This window comes from Roseimaritima sediminicola, from assembly GCF_009618275.1.
GTDB classification, from domain to species: Bacteria; Planctomycetota; Planctomycetia; order Pirellulales; family Pirellulaceae; genus Roseimaritima; species Roseimaritima sediminicola.
In genome coordinates, this window is the sequence record NZ_WIAD01000031.1 from 39,442 (window position 1) to 60,032 (window position 20,591).

Genomic DNA, 20,591 nt, shown 5'->3' on the forward strand with positions numbered 1-20,591 from the left:
GGTCAGTCGTGGTGCGCCGGTCCCTCCAACACCGCGAGAGGAAACACGATGCAATATCGGGTCGAACACAAGGGCTTCGCAGCGACGCTGCTGCGCCGCTTTCTCTCGCTGCTGATTCCCGCGGTTTGCGCCCCCCTGGCCGCGGTCCCCGCGATCGATGTCCAGGCCGCCGAGCCCTGCGATGGGTACCCGTCGATGGCTGCCTGCCTCGCACCGGTAGACATCCCTCCGGGTTTGCTGGGCGACTGTTGCGGGTTTCGCAGTGGTTTCGCCCAGCATGGCATTACTGTCGATGCCGATGCGACGTTGTTCTACATGGGCGTGGCCGATGGTGGGGTCGACCGAGAGTTCCGCTTTGCCGGCCACAACGACTACGTCGTGAACATGGACATGGGCAAGCTGGGTGTCCAGGAAGGGTTGTTCGTCAAGTTGCGAGCGGAACATCGTTATGGAGAGCCGCTGGGTGGGGCGACCGGTGCGCTGCTGCCTTCCAACGTCGTGGCCAGTCTTCCCGTGCTCGACAGCGAAGAGGTCTATCTGACCAACGTGTTGTTCACCCAGATGTTTTCGGAACAGTTCGGAGTCTTCTTCGGAAAACTGGACACCTTCGATGGCGACCTTAACGCCTTCGCGCACGGTCGCGGCAAGACGCAGTTTTCCAACCTGGGATTTGTCGTCAATCCGACACTGCTGCGGACGGTGCCTTACTCCACCCTGGGCGTCGGCTTTGTGGTTCTGGGCGAGGGAGCCCAGCCGCTGTTTCAGTTCAGCGTTCTGAACCCCACCGATACGGCGCGGACGAGCGGGATCAGCGAGCTGTACAGCGAAGGAGTCACGTTGGCTGCGGAGTTGCGTTTGCCAACGCAGTTGTTCGGGATGCCCGGGCATCAGCTGGTGGGCGGCACCTGGAGCAGTCGCGACGTGGCCAGCCTGGGCCAGGATCCGCGGATCGTTCTGCCGAATGTCCCGATTGCTCGGCAAAGCGATTCGTGGGCATTGTACTGGAACTTCGACCAATACCTGGTCACCGATGCATGCAACCCGCAGCAGGGCTGGGGCGTGTTCGGTCGCGCCGGCTTGGCCGACGACCAGACCAACCCGCTGTCCTGGTTCCTCAGTTTTGGGGTGGGCGGCAACAGCCAGCTTCGCGGTCGCCAGAGCGACACGTTCGGCGTGGGCTGGTACTACGCGGGCACCAGCGACGAATTGGGACCGCTGCTGCAGGCGGCCGTGGGCCCGGTGGGCGACGGGCAGGGCGTCGAAATGTTTTACAATGTGGCCGTCACCCCGTGGCTGCACATCACCCCGGACTTGCAATTCATCGTACCGGCCCGCGAGAATGTCGACACGGCCACCGTTGCCGGTCTTCGCGCCCAGCTGATCTTCTAGCGTCGGCTGAATTGAAGGCGCCAGGATTCTTTGTCTGTGTCGATCTACTTGCTGTTCAACGAGGATGCTCATGCGCCGGTTACTTTGTCTCCTTACGACCCTCCTGCTCGCCGTACCCGCCGCTGTCGCTGACGACGCTGCGGGGGACGATGGCAAACTGCGAATCATCGTCTTCGGGGCGCATCCCGACGACGCGGAGTATCGCGCGGGCGGTACCGCAGTGAAATGGTCGCGACTGGGGCACCACGTGAAACTGGTGTCTGTCACCAATGGCGACATCGGACACTGGGAAATGGCCGGCGGGGCACTGGCCAAACGCCGTACCGAGGAGGTTCGCAAAGCCTCCGAGATTCTGGGCACGACTTCGGAAGTGCTGGACATCCACGATGGCGAATTGATGCCCACGCTGGAGAATCGCAAAAAGATCACCCGCTTGATCCGCGACTGGAAAGCCGACGTCGTGATCGCCCATCGTCCCTGGGACTACCATCCGGACCATCGCTACGTGGGTGTTCTGGTGCAGGACGCTTCCTTCATGGTGGCCGTCCCGTTTTTCTGCCCCGACGTCCCGGCGTTGGAAAAGAATCCCGTCTTCCTGTACTCCAGCGACCGTTTTACGAAACCGTATCCCTTCAACGCCGACATCGCCGTTTCGATCGATGACGCCTTCGAAACCAAGGTCGAGGCGATCGCCGAACTGGAATCGCAAGTCTTCGACGGCGGTGCCCTGAGCAACGCCGAGAAAGCCGCTCAGGCCCCACCGGCACGCTTGAAGGAAGCGCGGCTGGAGCACGTTCGTCAGGTATGGGACAATCGCGCCGGAGGCGAAGCAAGGAAATACCGTGATGCCCTGATCCGCCGGTACGGTGAGGAACGTGGCAAAGCGGTGCAGTACGCCGAAGCCTTCGAGATCTGCGAATACGGCCACCAGCCCAGCGAAGCCGAAATCCGCGAGCTGTTTCCGTTCTTCGGCGAAGCGAACCAAGGCGAGAAATAAACGTCCTGATCCCAGGGCGTTTCCCAGAGCACGCCCAGTGCCGGCACGTGGGCCCGAACAAACCGTTCCGGCTCAGGTTTTCCGACGCAACTTAGGCTGTCCGGTCGGCGAGCTTGTATTCACAGGCTGGAAGCCTATGCCACTCATTCGCCGGTCTCGGGCTGCTCGATCTCCAGCGTGATGGTTTTCACGACGTAGTGGATCAACGAGGCGACCTGTTCGACCGACAGGCCTTCCTCCAGGCCGACCGGCATCATCGACTCGCCCGAGCTCTGCAGCATCTCGAGTTCGCTGCGCAGCAGCTCGTGCGTCTTGCCATCGGAGGCCGCGAGGGTCACGCTGTGATCCGACTCCGATGTGAGCACGCCGGTATAGATGATCCCGTCGAGGGTGACGGCTTGGTACTGCAGGTATTTGTCCTCTACCGCACGGTTGGGATCCAGCACCGCGGTCAGAATCGCTTTGGGCGTGCGGTTGGTCAGCAGTTCCAGTTGGGGGCCGACCACGTGTCCGCGGTCCTCCAGCCGGTGGCAACTGGCGCACTTGGTCGCAAACAGGGCCCGTCCCTGATCGAGATCGGTCTTGCCCTGGTCGAACAACGCGATCGCCGGCGAGTAGGCCTCGACGACGGCTTGGCGATCGCGGCTGTGCTGCTTGAGAACCTCGGTCGCCAGCTGCCGAATCGCTTCGGAGCGATGATTCAGCAGCTGCACCCGTTGCTCGGCGGACAGGCTGGTTCGGGCAATGCTTCCCTCGCCGATGCTGGTCAACAGATCTTGAGTCGACTGTTGGTTCTGCAGGATGATCGACAGCGCGTGCGAGCGAACTTGCGGACTGAGGGATTTCCAGTGACGGGCCAGCCGCGAAACAGTCTGCGGGCGATCCAGTTGGGCCAGCCGGTCGATCGCCGCAATCTGTAGGGCGGACGGATGAGCCGGCGCGAGCAGCGATTCGAGCCGCTCGACGTCCTGTTCGGTTTGCTCGCGCCGGTAACCCAGCAATTCCACGGCGACCGTCTTTTCGGCGGTGCTGCTTTCATTCGTTTCCAGCAACGACGTCGCACGGTCGAGAATGCGGCCCAGCGCGGCGGTCGCTTGCTGAGACAAACCGAATTGTTCGATGGGCTCGGTCGGACCGATCGTGCGGAACCAGGCGTGGATGGTCTGCCAAGCCCGCGGTTCGGTGGACAACTGTGAAAGAATGGTTTCCAGCGTCTGCGGCTGGTCGATCCGAGACGCCATGACCAGCAATGAAGCAAGCGAGACGGACGGGCCGGCGCGGTCGGCGAGGAAGGACTCCACGACGGACGGCAGATTGTCTCGATGGACGCTGCTGAGGATCGCAGCCCGCAGCCACGGATCATCGCCGTCGGCGGCCAGCAGGGCACCGAGCAGTTTACCTGTCCCCGGCGCATCGATCTCGCCCAAGCTGTACGCGACCTGCATTCGCACCATCGGGTCCTCATCGGCGGCCCGTGATTCCAGCAGGCGGCGGCCGGCCGTTTGCCGGTCACCGGACCAACCGTCCCAGTGGAACTCGAGCATTCGAACGGCATGACGCCGGACGCCGGGATGGGGATCGTCCAGGGCCGAGAGCACCGTCTGCGGTTGCAGCGAGCCGAGGCCCGCCAGCGTGCACAACGCGTGCAGCCTGGCCAGTGGCCGCGAACTGGTCTCGTAAAGCCGTCGGAGGTGCGGGGCGGCTTGCGGATCAGCCTGCCACAGCAGCATCCGCTGGGCCAGATCCCGTTGCCAACCGTTGGAGCTCTCCAGTACTCGAACCAGTTCCGCCGTGTTCATGCGGTCCAGCCGTGGGACGTCACGCGGCTGGACGTTCTCGGGCACGATGCGATAGATACGACCCAGATGCGATCCGGAGCGAACGTCCAGCGTCTTTTCCAGTTCGTCGTCGATCCACTCGGGATGCTCGATCACTTCCCGCACCATGTCGGCGAGGTACAACGCGCCGTCCGGTCCAGTGTGGATGCATGCTGGCCGCGACCACGGATCAGCCGACCGGAAGAACTCTTCGGTCTCCGCGTGCAGCTTGTGGCTTTCGAACGTTACGCCTTGGGGCAGCAGTTTGCGGGCGTGAACGATGTTGTAGACCGGTTCGCTGGTGAAGCTGACGTGTTCGTAATCCGGTCCGAACAAGTTGTCGCGATAGATCATCGTTCCGCAGGCGGAGGTAAACCGCGGCGTGGCTCCGATCGCTCGGTACTGCGGATCACAGTGGCTGATGATCGGGCCGATCGGATAAACGCGTGTGTCGCCACGACGGATGTCATGTCGCGCTGCCGGAAAGGTCAGGTGTGGGTTCCGCGCCAAATACTGTTCATCCAGCACATAATGAAAGATGGGATTGGGATTGTTACAGCCAAACCAGTTGCCCCAGTCGTCGCGGTTGCGGCCGTACTGCGTCTGTCCCGATTGCACCTCCAGCTCGCCGGTGTCGGGACGGATTCGCAGGTCGCGACCGCGGAGCTGGACCGTTTCGCCGGTCTTGGTCGAGGTGATCGTCCCGCCGCTGTCGCCGTTGGCCAGATAGACCCAGTTATCCAGACCCCAGCGCAGCCCATTAACGCGGTGCTGTTCATTGCCCTCGCCAAAGCCGGTGTACAGCACGTCGCGGCGATCGGCGCGGCCATCGCCGGTGGTGTCCTCCAGATAAACCACGTCCGGCGCGGCGGTTACCAGCACGCCCCCTCGCCAACAGAGGATTCCGTTGGGCGTGCTCAGACGCTGGGCGAACAGCGTGCTATGGTCGTAGACTCCGTCGCCATCACGGTCCTCCAGTACGCGGACGCGGCCGCCCGGTTTTCGGTCGCCATCGATGCCCAGCGGATAGTCGGCCATTTCCACAACCCACAGCCTGCCGTCGGGACCCCAGTCGAAATCCACTGGATCCTGCACCAACGGTTCGGCGGCCACGGTCTCGACGCGAAAACCGGCGGCGACTTCGATCTGGTCCAGACGCTGGTCGGCCCAAAGGTGCGAAGCGGCGCCGGCCAGCAGAACCCAGCCGAGAGCGAGCGACGTCCAGGGTCGACTGAGAAGCGGACTGCGAATCATGGTTTCGATCCTGTTTCCTGACGTTTCGCAAGTCGGTCGAGCACGTTCTTGGTGATCTGGACGACGGCCGGGTCCTGACCCTTCAAGCCGTGCGCCCAGTCCGTGGTGCCGCTGGTCACGACGGTCCCGCCACGGGTGTAGGTGCCCAGCACGGCAGCCCCCACGCGATCTTTGGGAAAGCGGTCGTACCAGTAGCTGTCTCCGGGAGCCCAGCGGGCAGGGCAGGTGGCCAGCACGGTGAACGATTCCGGTGTGCCGTCGCGATGCGTCGGGAAAGGCAGGTCGTCCTTCCACTCCAGTTCGCAACCATCGCACTCATAGCCGACGATGGTGTCTTTCGAGCCGAACTTGTCGTTGCGTTTCAGGTCCGTGCCCTCAAACAGCCAGTGATCCGGACGATGGACTTTGAACGCCGCGTCCCCGTCCATGAACTGGCCGTGACTCTTGTGGTAGCCGCCCCACAAAAATCCAACGCCGGTCAATTCATTCTCCGGACGCCCGATCAAGTGATGGCTCCACAGCGTACTGAGCAAACCCTGGTCGCCCACGCGGTACAGCGGATCCATGTTGTAGGCCTGCTTCCAACACGTCAGCGCCTGGCCGTCGTCTTCGCTGCGGACCTGCCAACAACAGGTGTTGCCGCTGAAGAAGGCGACGTTTCCGCCGTCAGAGATGAATTGTTCCAAGTTGTCTCGCATCGCTGACGACCAGTATTCGTCGTGACCGACGCTCAGCACCAGGTTGTAGTGCTGGAGGATTTCCGGATGGCGTTCCAGATCCAGGTTGACGGCGTAATCGATCTGGTAGCCGTTGTTTTCGGCCCACTGCACAAAGGGCAGTTCCCAGTTGTTGAACTGGGGATAGATCGGACGCTCAAACGAGACGCGATGCCCCTGCAGGCCGTCGCGATCGTGGTAGCCGTAAAGGCTGTGCCCGCCCCAGTTGGTGTAGGCGTTGTAGGTGTTGGTCGCCAATTGCAACAGGATCTTGGTGTCCTGCCCCGGTCGAGCGGAACGGACCACAAACAGGATCGAGGTGCTGGCGGTCTGGTCGTCGCCGGTCAAACGGACCGTGGCGATGTAACAACCGCTTCGCCACTGCTCGGGGACCGGCATGCTGAAGGCGGCCGGCCAGTCACAACCGTGGGACGAGGCGCGGTCGGGAATCGGGTAGGCCTGGCACGCAATATCGGTCTTCTCGAAAACCCGTTCGCGCGTTGTTCCCACGCGATCGATGGAAATGGCAACTTCCTCGCCACTGCAAGACAGATGGAATGCGAGTGTGTCCCCGGCGACGCGGCTGTTCTCATTGACGTATCCGAACACGAAGGGTCCGTCGGGCTGCTTCTGCTCCGCCTGGGCACGGGGTGAGCCGCAGAGGAGGATGGCCAGAGCCAGCAGGAACCAAGAGGGTTTTCGAAAGCGCATCAGGATGCTCGATCTGTGGAGGAGGGAATTTCTGCAGGTGGGATTGACCGCTTTGGTCGGCGGGGTCGCCAGCTTCGATATTAACACGAAGTCGGGCCGCAGGGGCCGAACATTGACCACTTTGCCAATGCAGTGCGACTTTCGTTACACTTCGGACCGTTCGTTACACTTTAAGCAGAACGCTCGCCGCGGCAAAATGAAGACTGTGGCGAACAAAGTGATTCGTCTGGTAGTCGGCCTTCGAGAGGGGCAGCGATGCAGAAACAAGCCGTGCTGTCAGCCATCCGCAAACGACACATCAACCGGCAACCGCTGAATCTGGCCCCGGTCAAACGCGAGCAACCGGAATTGGTCCGCGCGGTGTATGCGGTGGAGCCGTACTGGGGTTGGAAACAGGCTCTCGAGGACGCGGGGTTATCGTACAAAACAATTCGCATCCACGTTCGCGAGACCGTCCGCTGTCGGCTGTGCGGCAAAGCGTATCGCATGCTGAACACGCATCTGCTCGCCCATCAGCTGAGCGGCGAAGACTACCGCGAACAGTTTCCAGATGCCGACCTGATCAGCGAAGCGAGGCGGGCGGCGATGATGGGTCCCAAGGAAACGCCGCCCCCGGGCTGGCTGCCGCACTGGGAACCCTTTCTCTCGCCGGAGTACATCCTGGACCGGATCAAAGAGTACGCCAATCAAGGCACCTGGATGGAGGCGTCGACGATCGGTGAAATCGATGTCGCACTGATGAGTGCGGTGCATCATCATCTAGGGATCAGCAATTGGGATCACGCCCTGCGACGCGTCGGTTTGAATCCGGCGGTCTATCGCGGTTGCAGCCGCGCCCAGGATTTCGATCTGGCGGACCTGCAGGCGTTTCTCCAGCAACGCCACGCCGCCGGTCTGCTTAGCACCGCCGAAGCGGTGCTGGCAGTCCGCGACGAACACGATCGCCGTCCGCGCGTGGTGGCCTGGGCGCTGCAACGCTACGGCGACTGGACGGCCGCCCTGGATGCAGCGGGCGTGGACCGGTCGGATCCGCTGTTCGGCGGCGATCGGTACCTGACCAAGGACAGCGTGATCCGGGACCTGCGGCGCTTGCAGGACGAACTATCGGATTTGCCGCACGTCTCGGTTAGTCGGTTGCCCGATGGTGCGCAATTGAGCGGAGCGGCGTCGCTGTACTTTGGCAGTTGGGAAGCGGCCTTGGATGCAGCCGACGTCCCTGCAGATCTGCGTCATCGCATCACCCGTTACGAATCCGCCGAGGAAGTCCTCGCCGGCATTGCCCAGCACCGGCGGTACGGCTTCAGTGTCGCCCCGTTGGATGTCTACTTCGGTACGCACAACAATATCCAGCTGTGGAAAGCCGCCTTTCGCTTCTTTCCCAGTTGGCACGCCGCAGTGGCCAAGGCGGGCGGCACGTCGAGCCAAATCAAACAAGCGTCCAAGACGCCGCTGGGAACCCGCGACGAGGTGCTCGACGAACTCCGCCGCCGCAGCGCCGACGTGACGCAGTTGTCCGTGACCACGCTGACCAGTGCCGAAGCGGATAAATACTTGTACCTCATGGCCAGCGGTTTCTTCGGCGACTGGCAATCCGCGATCCGGGCGATCGGCGTCGATCCCAAGAGCTACAACCAGAAGAACCTCAATCCCCAGCGAAAGTACTTGGACGAAGCCGACTTGTTGGAAGAGATTCAGCGGCGACAAAAGGCCGGCGAGCCGCTGCACACTCGCGGCGTAACCGGGGGCCAGCACGTCGACGCACCGCTGCTGTATACCGCTCGCAAGCTGTTCGGCAGCTGGGAAGCGGCCATCCGCGCGGCAGGCATCGACTACAACCAGATCGTCCGCAAACACCAAGACTACGAAGCGTTACGCGACCGCCAGTACAAATCCTACTCAGCGGCCGAAGAGGTAACGGCCGAGCTGCGAAGGCGTCAGGCGGAAGGGTTGCCCTTGAATTCCCGCGCGATGACGCATGGCAAAGTCTACGAGCATCGTGATCACGCGCTGTACAAGGCGGCCCGAGAGTTTTTCGGTTCGTGGGACGCAGCCCTAACCCAAGCCGGTATCGATCTCGATGCCATCCGCCCCGCCTGGGTCACCGGCCGAAACCAACGTCTGGCTTCCCAGGATTAAACGTGGCATAGGCTTCCAGCCCAGTGGCATAGGCTTCCAGCCTGTGAAAACCCAGTGGCATAGGCTTCCAGCCTGTGAAAACCCAGTGGCATAGGCTTCCAGCCTGTGAAACCCAGTGGCATAGGCTTCCAGCCTGTGAAAGCCAGTGGCATAGGCTTCCAGCCTGTGAAAACCCAGTGGCATAGGCTTCCAGCCTGTGAAACCCAGTGGCATAGGCTTCCAGCCTGTGAAGGAAAACGCCTAAAAAAATTCCCGTCACCGAAGGTTGTCGGCGCCAATTCGCCGTGACACTGAGTACTTGAGCGCTGGACGCCTCTGCAGTGCCGCCGAGCGACGGCCGAGCTGGCTGCATCGCGACGGTGGTCGTCTCGGCCGCCATGGCTCGCCGGTCCGCCAACCGCCTGCGACGCTACCGCCCGCGCCGCGTGTCGATTTGCCGCGACCAAACAGCGACGAAACCGAGCTTCCTGGCACCGTGATTGCGGCATATGCCCCGAACTGATCCACCGATTTGGAGGGAAGCACCACATGTCCACGTCAAAACGTACGCACTGGGAGGACGCCTCGCTGACCGAACTGTGCAATCATATCGAAACGACGCACCACGTATTCTTGAAGGCAGACCTACTGTTTCCGCGGGCGATCGAGATCGAGCGAGCGTGGCACAGTCAGAAGCCTCGGCACAGCCTGCACGCTCCGAGCAGGGACGGACATGGATCTTCCGGTACTGCTTGAACAGATCCGCGAGTGCCGGGAATGCGAGGAACAGCTTCCTGCCGGTCCACGGCCGGTGCTCCAAGCCGCCGCGGGAGCCAAGATTCTCGTCATCGGTCAGGCGCCCGGGCGCCGCGTGCACCAGTCGGGGATCCCCTGGGACGATGCCAGCGGGGCTCGCCTGCGAGACTGGACGGGCCTGAACCATGATACGTTCTATGACCCGGACTTCGTCGCCATCATGCCGATGGGATTCTGCTATCCCGGCCGCGGCACCTCGGGCGATCTTCCTCCGCGAAAAGAATGCGCACGGCTGTGGCACGCGTCCTTGCTCGAACGGTTGCCGGCGGTTGAGCTGACGCTGCTGATCGGCACTTACGCACAAACGCATTATCTGCCCGAGGGTCGCCGCCGCACGTTGACCGAGAACGTCGCGGCCTGGCGTGATTTTGCGCCCGCCCTTTTTCCGCTGCCCCATCCGAGTCCGCGAAACAACGGCTGGTTGAAGCACAATCCTTGGTTCGTCCGCGATCTGTTGCCGGCGCTGCGGCAGCGAATCGCCGGCCTACTGGCCTCCTCGGGATGATTAGCCTGCTGGCCTCCTCGGGTTGATTACACGCTCACTGCGATGAGCCGTCCGCATCCTCGTCGGCCAGCTTTTCGAGAGCCAGCGCCGAATGGGCGTAAGCCGCTCCGGCGCGCATTTCGGCCGCGACCCAGATCGCTTCCATGATCTCCTCGGCGTCGGCGCCACTTTGCAGAGCACCTTTGGTGTGACCCTTGATGCAGTAGGGACACTGGGTCACATGGGCGACGGCGACGGCGATCAGCTGTTTGGTTTTGGCCGGCAGCGCTCCGTCCGCGAACACGGCTTTGCTGAACGCTTTGAAGGCTTCGGTTTGGTTCGGCGTCAAGCGTTTGCGCTTCGCACCGTGCTGTGGGTTTGGCTGGGGATAGACGCTTTCATCCGACATCGTGTTTCTCGATCCATTCTTTAAGGGCGACGGCTTGGTTGTGTTCTTCGTCTTTGGTTCCGTAGATCAAAAGGACTGTGCGTTTGCCGGCCTCCTCGATCATCTCGGACACTTGATCGCCGACGTCGTCGAGTTCCTTGAAATACCGCTCGCGGAATTCGTCCCATTTCTCCGGATCGTGGTCGAACCACTGACGAAGCTCCTCGCTGGGGGCGAGCTCCTTGGGCCAAGCGTCGACCGACAGGTCCTCCTTCTTCACGCCGCGCGGCCACACGCGATCGATCAAGACGCGGTAGTGACGGTTGTCCTGCGGGATGTCGTCGTAGGCGCGGACGAGTTCGAGCTCGGTTTTCTGCTTACGTTTACTCATGCGGATGGCTTGCGGAACGCGGCGTTGACGGATGCGACGCTGTCGCGGGAACCGCCGAAATTTGCTGCACTTCGCATGCCAATCACCTGCCGCCGAGGACCGTCTGCAGCATGCCCTTGCCAGCGTCCTGTTCGGGCTTCACCATTTCGGTAACAGCCGGAACAAGACAATATCAACAAGACAATATCGATGACGCCAAACGCAAGGGAGCGAACAATGAAGATTGCACTGACCGGGGCGACGGGTTTTATTGGTCACTACTTGGCCGAACATCTCGTCAGCCAGGGACACTCCCTCCGGTGCTGGTATCGGCCGTCGAGCGATCGCAGCGGCCTGCAGCATCTGGACGATATCGACTGGGTCGAAGGCGAGCTGGACGAGTCCGCGGATTCGCAGCGGTTGGTCGAGGGTTGTGAAGCCGTCGTGCATGCCGCGCTGTACCGACCGGGCAAGGGCTTTGGCGGCGCCGAGGGCGACGTCGTGGAGTTCGTCGACAAGAACGTGCTGGGCACATTGAAGTTGATCGAAGCGGCTCGCGCGGCCGGGGTAGGGCGGTTTGTGTGTTTCTCCACCTGCGCCGTGCACGACAAAATCCTCACCGACCGGCCCCTGGACGAAACCCATCCGCTGTGGGCCAAGTCCCACTACGGTGCCCACAAAGCAGCCATCGAAAAGTTCGTGCACAGCTACGGCCTGGGCGAGGGCTACCCGATCTGTGCGCTGCGGCCCACCGGCGTCTATGGGACGGCCTCGCCGGCGGAACGCAGCAAGTGGTACGACTTGGTGGCCGCGGTCGTGCGCGGCGAACCGGTCGATTGCAGCGGCGGCGGCAAGGAAGTCCACGCGGCCGATGTGGCTCGTGCGGCCGGGTTGTTGCTGACGGCCGACGGGATCACCGGCGAAGCGTTCAACTGCTACGACCGCTACGTCTCGCAGTACGAGGTCGCCCAAATCGCCAAAGAGCTGAGCGGAAGCAGCAGTGAGATTCGCGGCGAACCCAAACAACCCAAGCACCAGATCGCGGTCGACAAAATCCAATCGCTGGGGATGCGGTTCGGCGGCGAAGAACGCCTGCGCCAAACCATCGCCGAACTGGTCGACCACGCCAAATAAGTCCGCCCCGCCAGATACGTCGACCCTGCCGCACCTATGCCGCCCAGCGGGCTGAGCCAGTGGCATAGGCTTCCAGCCCGTGGTGTTAAGGAGCCGTGCTGGGTGTTGGAACCGGCTGGGCTGCGGCCGGATCGATCGGGATGAGACCCGAGGCTCGCGCCTACGGCTAATTGGGTTACCGTCGCCGCCAGCCCGAAGGGCGACACAGCCCCTGCCGGGGACGTGAGTCCCCGGTTGCCAGCCCCCCCAAAGAATCTCAAGCCCCGGAGGGGCGACACAGCGGCCCGCCTGCGGAGCGACTATACTTTGGGCTCCCACCGAAACCATCTCCCCGGCCTTTGCTAAGCCTCGAGCAGGCTTCGTCGCTGGCCGAGCCGGCCCCTACCTCGTTTTTGCCCGGAGTCCACCGTGCCTCGTACCAAGCACCGTTCCCAGAATCTCGACCGCCGACAGTTTCTCGTGGCCGGCGGCGTCGCCTCCGCAGCGGCCCTGACGATGCACCGGCCGGCCCTGGCGGCCGCCAATGACCGCATGCGGGTCGCCTTCATCGGCGTCGGCGGTCGCGGCGGCGCGAACCTGGCGGCGATCACCGGCACCGGGGCGGTCGATGTGGCGGCCATCTGCGACATCGACTCGCGAACCCTGGGCCGGATCGGTGAAGCCTTTCCGAAAGCCAAGCGGTTCAGCGACTTTCGTAAACTGTACGACGAACTCGGCAACGATATCGATGCGGCGGTGGTCAGCACCACCGAACACACGCACGCCTACGCCACCATGCCGGCCCTGCAGCTGGGCAAGCATGTGTACTGCGAAAAACCGCTGGCCTACAACGTCGACGAAACGCGTCGCATCACCGAAGCCGCTGCCGAGGCCGGTGTGGTCACCCAGATGGGCACCCAGATCCACGCCGGCAACAACTACCACCGCGTGGTGGAACTGATCCAGTCCGGCGCGATCGGCGACGTGCGCGAAGCCCATGTGTGGGTCTCCCGCGCCTGGGGCCTGCAGACGCAGGCCGAAGCGACCGCTCACAAAGACCGCCTGTACGTCGCCGCCCGGCCCGAGCAAGCGATGACGCCGCCGGACTACCTGGACTGGGACCTGTGGCTGGGTCCGGCGCCGTATCGGCCCTACCACGACGTGTATTTCCCAGGCCCCAACTGGTATCGCTGGTGGGACTTCGCCAATGGCACGATGAGCGACTTGGGCAGCCACTGGAACGACTTGCCCTACTGGGCGCTGCAGCTCGACGCACCGCGAACGGTCGAAGCCTTTGGGATCCCGCCGCATCCGGAGATCGCCCCGGCTTCGATGACCGCGGTCTACGAGTACGGAGCTCGCGGCGACCTGCCACCGGTGAAGATGAGTTGGTACCAGGGCACCCATAAACCGCAGATCTGGACCGATGGCGGGATCCCACAGTGGGGCAGCGGCGTGCTGTTCGTGGGCAGCCGAGGCATGCTGCTGTCGGACTACGGCAAACACGTGTTGCTGCCCGAAGACAAGTTTGTCGACTTCCAGCCACCCGAGCCATTTGTTCCCGATTCGCCCGGACACCACAAGGAATGGGTGCTTGCTTGCGGCGGCGAAGGCCAGACGGCCAGCCCGTTCTCTTACGCCGGCCCGCTGACCGAGGCCAATCACTTGGGCAACGTGGCTTACCGCGTCGGCAAGAAAATCCATTGGGACGCGGCCAAGATGGAATGCACCGGCTGTCCCGAAGCGGAACCCTTCCTGCGCCGCGAACCGCGCGAAGGCTGGTCGTTGGGCTAGCCCGAGCCGATACTCGTACCGCGTTCGACGGGCGGGAGCGTAGCCAGCGTGGTGTGGTTCCCATAAAGACACCTCGCTCGTTCCCGCCGATAGCTTTTGTCGGCAGTTCTTGTCGACTTTTGCGAGTCTTCTTTTTTGAGGTTTCGAATGAAGTTCCCCAGCCTGGTCGCGATTGCTGGCCTGCTTGTAATGGCCGTGGCGACTTCCGCAGCCGCCGACGATTGGCTCTCCCTGTACGGCGCGGCTCGCGGCGATGCCCGGCGGCTCTCCGGCAGTGCGCTGGCTGAACCGCTCGGTCCAGTCCAGTGGCAGGAGACCGAGGACGAGCGCCGCGAACAGTGTCGCGAAATGCTGGGCCTGTCACCGCTGCCCGAACGGACGCCGATGCAGGCGACGGTGACCGGTACGCTGGACCGTGGCGATTATGTCGTCGAAAAGATCCACTTTCAAAGTTCGCCCGGCGCCTATGTCGCCGGCAATCTGTACCGGCCGGCCAAGGTCGAGGGTCCGCTGCCGGCAGTCCTCTACCTGTGTGGTCACAGCACGGGCAAGGTGAATCCTCCCTATCAACAGAATGCCAGGTGGTTCGGTCAACACGGCTACATCGCGTTGATTCTCGATCCGATTCAGGTCGGCGAATCCCAGGGGTTGCATCACGGTACTTATCGTGAAGGACGTTGGGACTGGCCCAGCCGTGGCTACACGCCGGCCGGAACCGAGGTCTGGAACGCCATGCGGGCACTGGACTATCTCGAAACCCGCGACGATGTCGATCCCGAGCGTTTCGGAGTGACGGGCCTCAGCGGTGGCGGCGTGATCTCGTGGTGCCTGGCCGCTGCCGATAAACGGATCCGCTGCGTCGCCCCGGTTTGCCAGTCGGGAAGCATCGAGCAGGCGGTGGTCGACCAAAGCGTGCAAGGCCACTGCGACTGCGCCTTCTGGATCAATTACTACCGCTGGGATTGGTCCAATCTGGGCGCCCTGATCGCTCCGCGCCCCTTGCTGATCGCCTCCGGTTCCGAAGATGTCCTCTGGCGGCCCAGCGGTTACCTGCACGTCGCCGAACGGATCCGGCGTCAATACGGCGCGCTCGACGCTGTGGAGAATTTTCAGGTCGTCGAAGACCTCTCCCGGCATGGCTACACGCCCAAACTGCGGTTGGCCGTGTTCAGCTGGTTCGACAAGCACCTCAAGGGTGACGACACGCCGGCGACCGAAGACATCACCGACTACGTCGAACCGGCTCGCAACCTGCTGGTCTTCGATGGCCAGTTGCCCGAGGACGACACGATGAGCGAGATCGACAAGACGCTGGTCGTCCGCTCACGCCTGCCCGAGTTGACCGATAAAGCCAGTTGGGAGAAGCACCAACAGGAGGCGCTCGAGCGTTTGCGGGCCACGACGTTCCGCAACACCGTCCAACCGCCGCGGTACAGCGACTTTCGCACCGCCGGCCGCGATCGTTCCGAGGGCCAGTACGGCACGCACGAGTTCGCCCACGCCGACGGCATCAAGCTGTCGGTCAAGACGCGCCGCGATGTCCGCGCCCAAGCGGCCAATCCGACCCTGGTTTTTGCCGTTCCCAGCAGCGTGGACAAAACGTTCGCCGGCGGCGGAACGGCTCGCCCGCGGATGGGTAACCAGGTGACGACCGCCGCGGTGCTGGTACGAAACAGCGGTCCGACGTCGGTCGGTGAGGGTTACCTGTGGACGGTCCGCCGGACCCTGCCGCTACTGGGACACACTCTGCCGGAACGACAGGTCAGCGATTTGCTTTCGGGCGTCGCCGTGATGCGACGGCAGCCCACGACCGGACCGATCTCGCTGTACGGCGAAGGCGACGCGGCCGTGTTGGCGATCTACGCCGCCCTGCTGGATCCGGAGGTCGAGCAGATCGTGATCGCCGATCCGCCGACCACCCACGAGGACCCGGCGACGCCCGAGTTCCTGGGCGTCCTGCGGGTCGGCGATCTACCGCATAACCTGGCGCTGCTGTTCCCCCGCCCGATCACCTTTGTGGGAGAGGTTCCGCAGGAATTCCAGTGGACGCGAAAGGTTTATCAGCGGTTCGGTGCCGGCGATCGTTTCCGGGTCGTCGATCGCCCCCGCGATTGGCAACCGCAATAATCGTGAGCGTCGTGCTTGCGATTTTGCCCCGAAACAAATGCAAACGGGTCGTGGGGTGGCACGGCATGTGCACGTTGGCAGCTCCTTTCTGGATACTGCGCCGATGAGCAATGCCGAAGATTCGCCGGACGAGCACGCCGTCACGCCCCACGATGGCGGCCGCGCAACGCTTCACCAAATTCACGAGACCGTGCGGCAGGAAGGCGATCACGAACTGCAGCGCAGCTCGTCCGCCCTCGCATGGTCTGGTCTCGCCGCGGGACTGGCGATGGGCTTTTCCTTGATCGCCGAGGGGTTGCTGCATCACGCCCTACCCAAGCAGTCGTGGAGCGGCGCGGTCAGCAACTTTGGCTACAGCCTGGGATTCGTGATCGTGATTCTCGGACGCCAGCAGCTGTTCACCGAAAATACGATCACCGTGGTGATTCCCTTTCTGCACAACAAGTCCTGGCAGCGGTTCGTGAATCTGGCGCGCGTGTGGGGCATCGTTCTGACGACGAATCTGATCGGTGGGCTGGCGATCGCCCTGTGTTTGGCTCATACCTCGCTGTTCGACCCGCCCGTACGTGAATCCTTTCTGAAGATCGGCAAACAGGCTCTCGCCCCGGCGGCCGGGACCGTTTTGTTGCGAGGCGTGATGGCAGGTTGGTTGATTGCGCTGCTCGTGTGGCTGCTGCCCGCGGCGCAATCGGCTCGACTATGGGTGATCATGTTGATCGCCTACGTCGTGGGCTTGGCTCACCTGGCCCACGTGATCGCCGGATCGGTCGAAGTTTTCTACGTCGCCGCCGCCGGAGAGCGCGGCTGGGGTGAGGTCCTCCTCGGCTACGTCGCTCCCGCGCTGGCAGGAAACATTGTGGGAGGTGTCGTGCTGGCGGCCCTGATCAACCACGGTCAATTCCATGCCAACCGCTAGCGAAGCGTGATCGTTTGCCTTGGTACTGTGTTTGGCCATCGCGGCCGATCCGGGCCAGGCGGTGACCGACTCCGTCGCGTGTGTGTATCTTGCCGCTGCGAATTGGAGTACGATCGGGGTTCGGTAATCAACACCATTCTTGGGCAGATCGAGGTGCTGTGATGTTTCTACGCTGGTTGGCTGTGGGCTGCATATGCTTGATCGTTTCGGTTGGCACGTCGCAAGATGCGACCGAAGCGGAAGACAATCCGAAAGAGTCCTCCGGTTTGGTCGATCGACTATTCGAGATGGCCGAGCACGACAGTGTCCAAGAAGTCCGCCGGATAGCACTCGGCGCGTGCGCGACGATGCCGGATCAGCAATCACGCTTCGCCGCGACCATCGATCGAATGCTGGATTCATCGGACCGAGCAACGCGGTTCGACGCCGTGTTGCACCTGGACAGCGTCGACCTGCCTGCCGAGCGCGAGGTGGCGGCAGCGATTCGTCACTTGCGGGACCTGTATGCCGAAGGGAAAACCCTTTTCCGGGAACCCGACGTCCTACCCGCCTTGCGAGCGCATCCCGAGGTGGCACTCGGGATGATTGTCGAGCACCTGCAAAACGACGGTGACTTTCCCTTGCTGTATTGGGACTTGGCGGACAAGTGCGGATTGGATGTCGAGGAGTATCCGTCCCTGCTGGTCAAGTACTCGCAGTCGCAGGACGCGGAGGTCCGGCAGCGCGTGGCACGATTAATTTCACAACGCTTGCAGGTAAAACAAGCGAGACGCAAGCGGGCAAACGAACAGCGGTCAGCCGAAGGAAATGGCGGGACAATCCCCGAGAGGTACTACGACTATGCAAAACGCGTTATCGCCCGCTACGACCGAGACGACTCGGGCAGTTTGCAGGCCGCCGAATGGGAGACAATGCTGATCAGTCCGGTGCCGGCGGACGCCAATCACGATGGCGAAATCACCGCCCGGGAGTACGCCGATTACCTGATCAAGAGGTCAAATCGCTAAACCATCAAACCTTCAAACCATCCTGATGCGTCGAATGTTGCGGCTCCCCACCCGGCCACGCCGAATCGAGCTCTGCGTCTAAGCGTCCAGCCAAACCCTTGAAACGAATGATGACTGAACGCCCGATTGTGGGTATTGACCTGGGGACAACCCATTCCCTGTGCGCGGTGTTTCGCGACGGCCAACCGGAATTGATTCCCAATGCCCTAGCGCACACGCTGACGCCCTCGGTGGTCGGCGTACTGCCCGATGGCCACATCGTTGTCGGGCAGGCCGCTCGTGAATTACAGGTCGCCCACCCGGATCGCGCGGTTGCCTGTTTCAAACGGTGGATGGGAACCGAGCGGCGAGTGGAGATTGGCGGGCAGTCGTTCGACAGCCAGGAATTGTCCAGTTTGGTTTTGCGGTCGCTGCGCGAAGACGCCGAAAACTATTTGGACACCGCCGTGGTCGATGCCGTCATTACCGTGCCCGCGTACTTCAACGACCATCAACGCAAAGCGACGAAGTTGGCCGGCCGCATGGCGGGACTGAACGTGCGGCGGATCATCAACGAACCCACCGCCGCGGCCCTCACGTACGGCTTTCATGATCGTCAAGCTGAGAAAAAGCTGATCGTCATCGACCTGGGCGGTGGCACCTTCGACGTGACGGTGATGGATGTTTTCGAAGGCGCGCTGGAAATCGTTTCCACGGCCGGAGAAACGCAGCTCGGCGGCGAAGATTTCACCACGCGGTTGATGGCCCAAGTGCTGAAGACGCAGTCACGGCAGCTGGAAAACTGCGAGATGCAACACCCCCTGTTCGTGTCGCGGCTGAGAGAGAAGTGCGAAGCGGCCAAACGAGCACTGGGCCGACAAACCTCGACCTCGGTCGCTATCCCGGAAGACGACGGACGGTTCCGCGATCCCGCCCCCACGATCACCATCTCCCGGGAGGACGCCGGGCAATGGTTTCAGCCGTTGGTCCAGCGGCTGGCCCGACCGATATCGCGTGCTTTACGAGACGCGCGTTTGGAAGCGGCCGAGATCACAGAGGTCATCCTGGTGGGTGGCGCGACGAGGGACCGGACGGTTCGAGAGTTTGTCAGCCAGTTTTTCGACTGCCAGCCGCACGCTACCGTGAACCCCGACGAAGTGGTTGCCTTGGGCGCAGCCGTTCAAGCGGCTTTGATCACCGATGATCGCGCCGTGGAAGACATGGTGATGACCGACGTCTGTCCGTTTACGTTGGGCGTCCAGGTCGTCAAACAATTTGGCAACAAAGAAGTCCCCGGTTACTACCTGCCGGTCATCCATCGCAACACCACCATTCCCGTCTCCCGCGAAGAGGTGGTGGCCACCACGCGAGCCAACCAACGCGAGGTGGAGGTGCAGATCTATCAAGGCGAATCTCGCAAAGTCAGTGACAATCTTCGCCTGGGAGCATTGTCGGTCCCCGACATACCCGCCGGTCCTGCCGGACAACCCGTCCATATCCGCTTCACCTACGACCTGAACGGCATCTTGGAGGTCGAAGCTTACTTGCCCCAGACCGGCAAGAAATTCAATACCGTTTTGACCAACCATGTGGAGGGACTGTCGCCGCAAGAACTCTCGTCAGCTCTCGTCCGTATGCAGCAAATCAAGTTTTATCCGCGCGACAACGTGCGACATCAGCGACTGTTGCGGTTTGCCGAAAAAGCGATCGGCGAAGTCAGTCCGTTTCAGCGCGACGAATTGGAGGCCGCCGTGGATGGTTTCGAACATGCGATGGAAGCGGGCGATCGGGAGCTGTTCGAGCAGATGCGGGAAAGCTTGCTGTTGACCTTGTCGGCCCTGGGACTACCGATGCAGGACGTTGATGATGAACGATGATGTCCCCGAAGGTACGCCGACGGAAACCGACGACGACCGCCAGTACCTGCAGACGATGCTCAGGATGCAGCCGACGGTCGAGGCGGATGCGATGTTGGTACGCCGCAGGCAGTATCTGGCCTCGCGAGCTCTGGCAGATGACGAAGTCCTCGCAGTGCAGCTGGACGACCAATCGCTGCGGCCGCAGATGTTGCAAGCCCTGGCCGAGATTCGGCACCATTTTTGGACCCTGCCCGCGTATCAGATGCACCAGGATTTGAAGCAGCTGGCCACGGCTCGCCATCCGGAAGTGGCTGCCGGGGCAGGGCGGTTGATCGCCGTGTCCGAACAACGCGAAGCTTTCGCTCGATTAGCGCAGGACGAAGCGGTGCACCCCGCCTTTGCCGAATCGCTGCAGAAGATCGTCGTCGCCACGCCGGCCCAAGCCAATCGCCTGCGTGAGCGACAGTTCGGATTCATCCGTCCCAGTCGCAATCCGCAATACCTGCAGGCCCAACAAGCCATTCAAGCTTCCATCCGACGATTGATGCAGGCATACCCCGGAATCTATGCGTTGGAACAAACTTGGCTGAATGAATTGGTGAACTACGACCCCCAGTGGGATATCGTTCGCGATGGCGAGAACAATGGATTCGATACGATCGCCGGGTTGATCGTACTGGCTGTGCTTCCCGTCTGTGCGTTCGTGGTCTGGGCGATTTTGTTCTGAGTTACTCTGCGT

15 protein-coding genes are annotated in these 20,591 nt (G+C 62.3%); 11 read left to right on the top strand and 4 right to left on the bottom strand.

Going from position 1 to position 20,591, the window contains the following annotated elements:
- The first annotated feature begins 48 nt into the window (after positions 1-48).
- Positions 49-1,389: a carbohydrate porin gene (locus tag GE027_RS14965; protein WP_153558018.1), complete on the top strand. Its 1,341-nt coding sequence runs from the start codon at positions 49-51 to the stop codon at positions 1,387-1,389.
- 70 nt (positions 1,390-1,459) lie between these two features.
- A complete protein-coding gene (locus GE027_RS14970) occupies positions 1,460-2,386 on the top strand; it encodes a PIG-L deacetylase family protein (protein ID WP_153558019.1) in 927 nt (308 codons plus the stop codon).
- A 143-nt stretch (positions 2,387-2,529) separates the two neighbouring features.
- Here the strand turns inward: GE027_RS14970 and GE027_RS14975 are convergent, their stop codons facing one another.
- Together GE027_RS14975 and GE027_RS14980 are read right to left on the bottom strand one after the other, a co-directional pair.
- Entirely contained in the window at positions 2,530-5,457 is a 2,928-nt protein-coding gene (locus tag GE027_RS14975; protein WP_153558020.1) for a PVC-type heme-binding CxxCH protein, read from the bottom strand.
- Positions 5,454-6,884, bottom strand: coding sequence for a N,N-dimethylformamidase beta subunit family domain-containing protein (locus tag GE027_RS14980; protein WP_153558021.1), 1,431 nt, complete (start codon positions 6,882-6,884; stop codon positions 5,454-5,456). The genes GE027_RS14975 and GE027_RS14980 overlap by 4 nt, the downstream gene beginning before the upstream one ends.
- Before the next feature lie 255 nt (positions 6,885-7,139).
- Between GE027_RS14980 and GE027_RS14985 the strand changes: the two genes are divergently transcribed.
- Entirely contained in the window at positions 7,140-9,020 is a 1,881-nt protein-coding gene (locus tag GE027_RS14985; protein ID WP_153558022.1) for a hypothetical protein, read from the top strand.
- 712 nt (positions 9,021-9,732) lie between these two features.
- Positions 9,733-10,320: a uracil-DNA glycosylase family protein gene (locus GE027_RS14990; protein WP_153558023.1), complete on the top strand. Its 588-nt coding sequence runs from the start codon at positions 9,733-9,735 to the stop codon at positions 10,318-10,320.
- 34 nt (positions 10,321-10,354) lie between these two features.
- Here GE027_RS14990 and GE027_RS14995 read toward each other — a convergent pair whose 3' ends face one another.
- Positions 10,355-10,708: a carboxymuconolactone decarboxylase family protein gene (locus tag GE027_RS14995; protein WP_153558024.1), complete on the bottom strand. Its 354-nt coding sequence runs from the start codon at positions 10,706-10,708 to the stop codon at positions 10,355-10,357.
- Positions 10,698-11,078, bottom strand: coding sequence for a DUF488 domain-containing protein (locus tag GE027_RS15000; RefSeq protein WP_153558025.1), 381 nt, complete (start codon positions 11,076-11,078; stop codon positions 10,698-10,700). Before GE027_RS15000 ends, GE027_RS14995 begins: the two co-directional genes overlap by 11 nt.
- A gap of 216 nt (positions 11,079-11,294) precedes the next feature.
- On the opposite strand from GE027_RS15000, the gene GE027_RS15005 reads away from it, so the two are divergent.
- The 7 genes from GE027_RS15005 (at position 11,295) to GE027_RS15035 (ending at position 20,579) form a co-directional block, all read left to right on the top strand.
- Positions 11,295-12,191, top strand: a complete 897-nt coding sequence (locus tag GE027_RS15005; protein ID WP_153558026.1) for an NAD-dependent epimerase/dehydratase family protein — start codon at positions 11,295-11,297, stop codon at positions 12,189-12,191.
- 408 nt (positions 12,192-12,599) lie between these two features.
- A complete protein-coding gene (locus tag GE027_RS15010; protein WP_237607567.1) occupies positions 12,600-13,964 on the top strand; it encodes a Gfo/Idh/MocA family protein in 1,365 nt (454 codons plus the stop codon).
- Positions 13,965-14,111: 147 nt separating this feature from the next.
- The gene (locus tag GE027_RS15015) at positions 14,112-16,091 is read left to right on the top strand and encodes an alpha/beta hydrolase (protein WP_153558027.1); all 1,980 of its coding nucleotides are present in this window, start codon (positions 14,112-14,114) and stop codon (positions 16,089-16,091) included.
- Between the two features lie 103 nt (positions 16,092-16,194).
- Positions 16,195-17,007 (top strand): formate/nitrite transporter family protein, encoded by an 813-nt coding sequence (locus tag GE027_RS15020; protein ID WP_153558028.1) that lies wholly within the window; start codon positions 16,195-16,197, stop codon positions 17,005-17,007.
- Between the two features lie 161 nt (positions 17,008-17,168).
- Positions 17,169-18,014, top strand: a complete 846-nt coding sequence (locus GE027_RS15025; RefSeq protein WP_153558029.1) for a hypothetical protein — start codon at positions 17,169-17,171, stop codon at positions 18,012-18,014.
- A 107-nt stretch (positions 18,015-18,121) separates the two neighbouring features.
- The gene (locus GE027_RS15030) at positions 18,122-19,870 is read left to right on the top strand and encodes an Hsp70 family protein (RefSeq protein ID WP_202617423.1); all 1,749 of its coding nucleotides are present in this window, start codon (positions 18,122-18,124) and stop codon (positions 19,868-19,870) included.
- Positions 19,860-20,579 carry a hypothetical protein gene (locus GE027_RS15035; protein WP_153558030.1) on the top strand — a complete coding sequence of 240 codons (720 nt, stop codon included), beginning with the start codon at positions 19,860-19,862 and terminating at the stop codon, positions 20,577-20,579. Before GE027_RS15030 ends, GE027_RS15035 begins: the two co-directional genes overlap by 11 nt.
- The last annotated feature ends 12 nt before the right edge of the window (positions 20,580-20,591 follow it).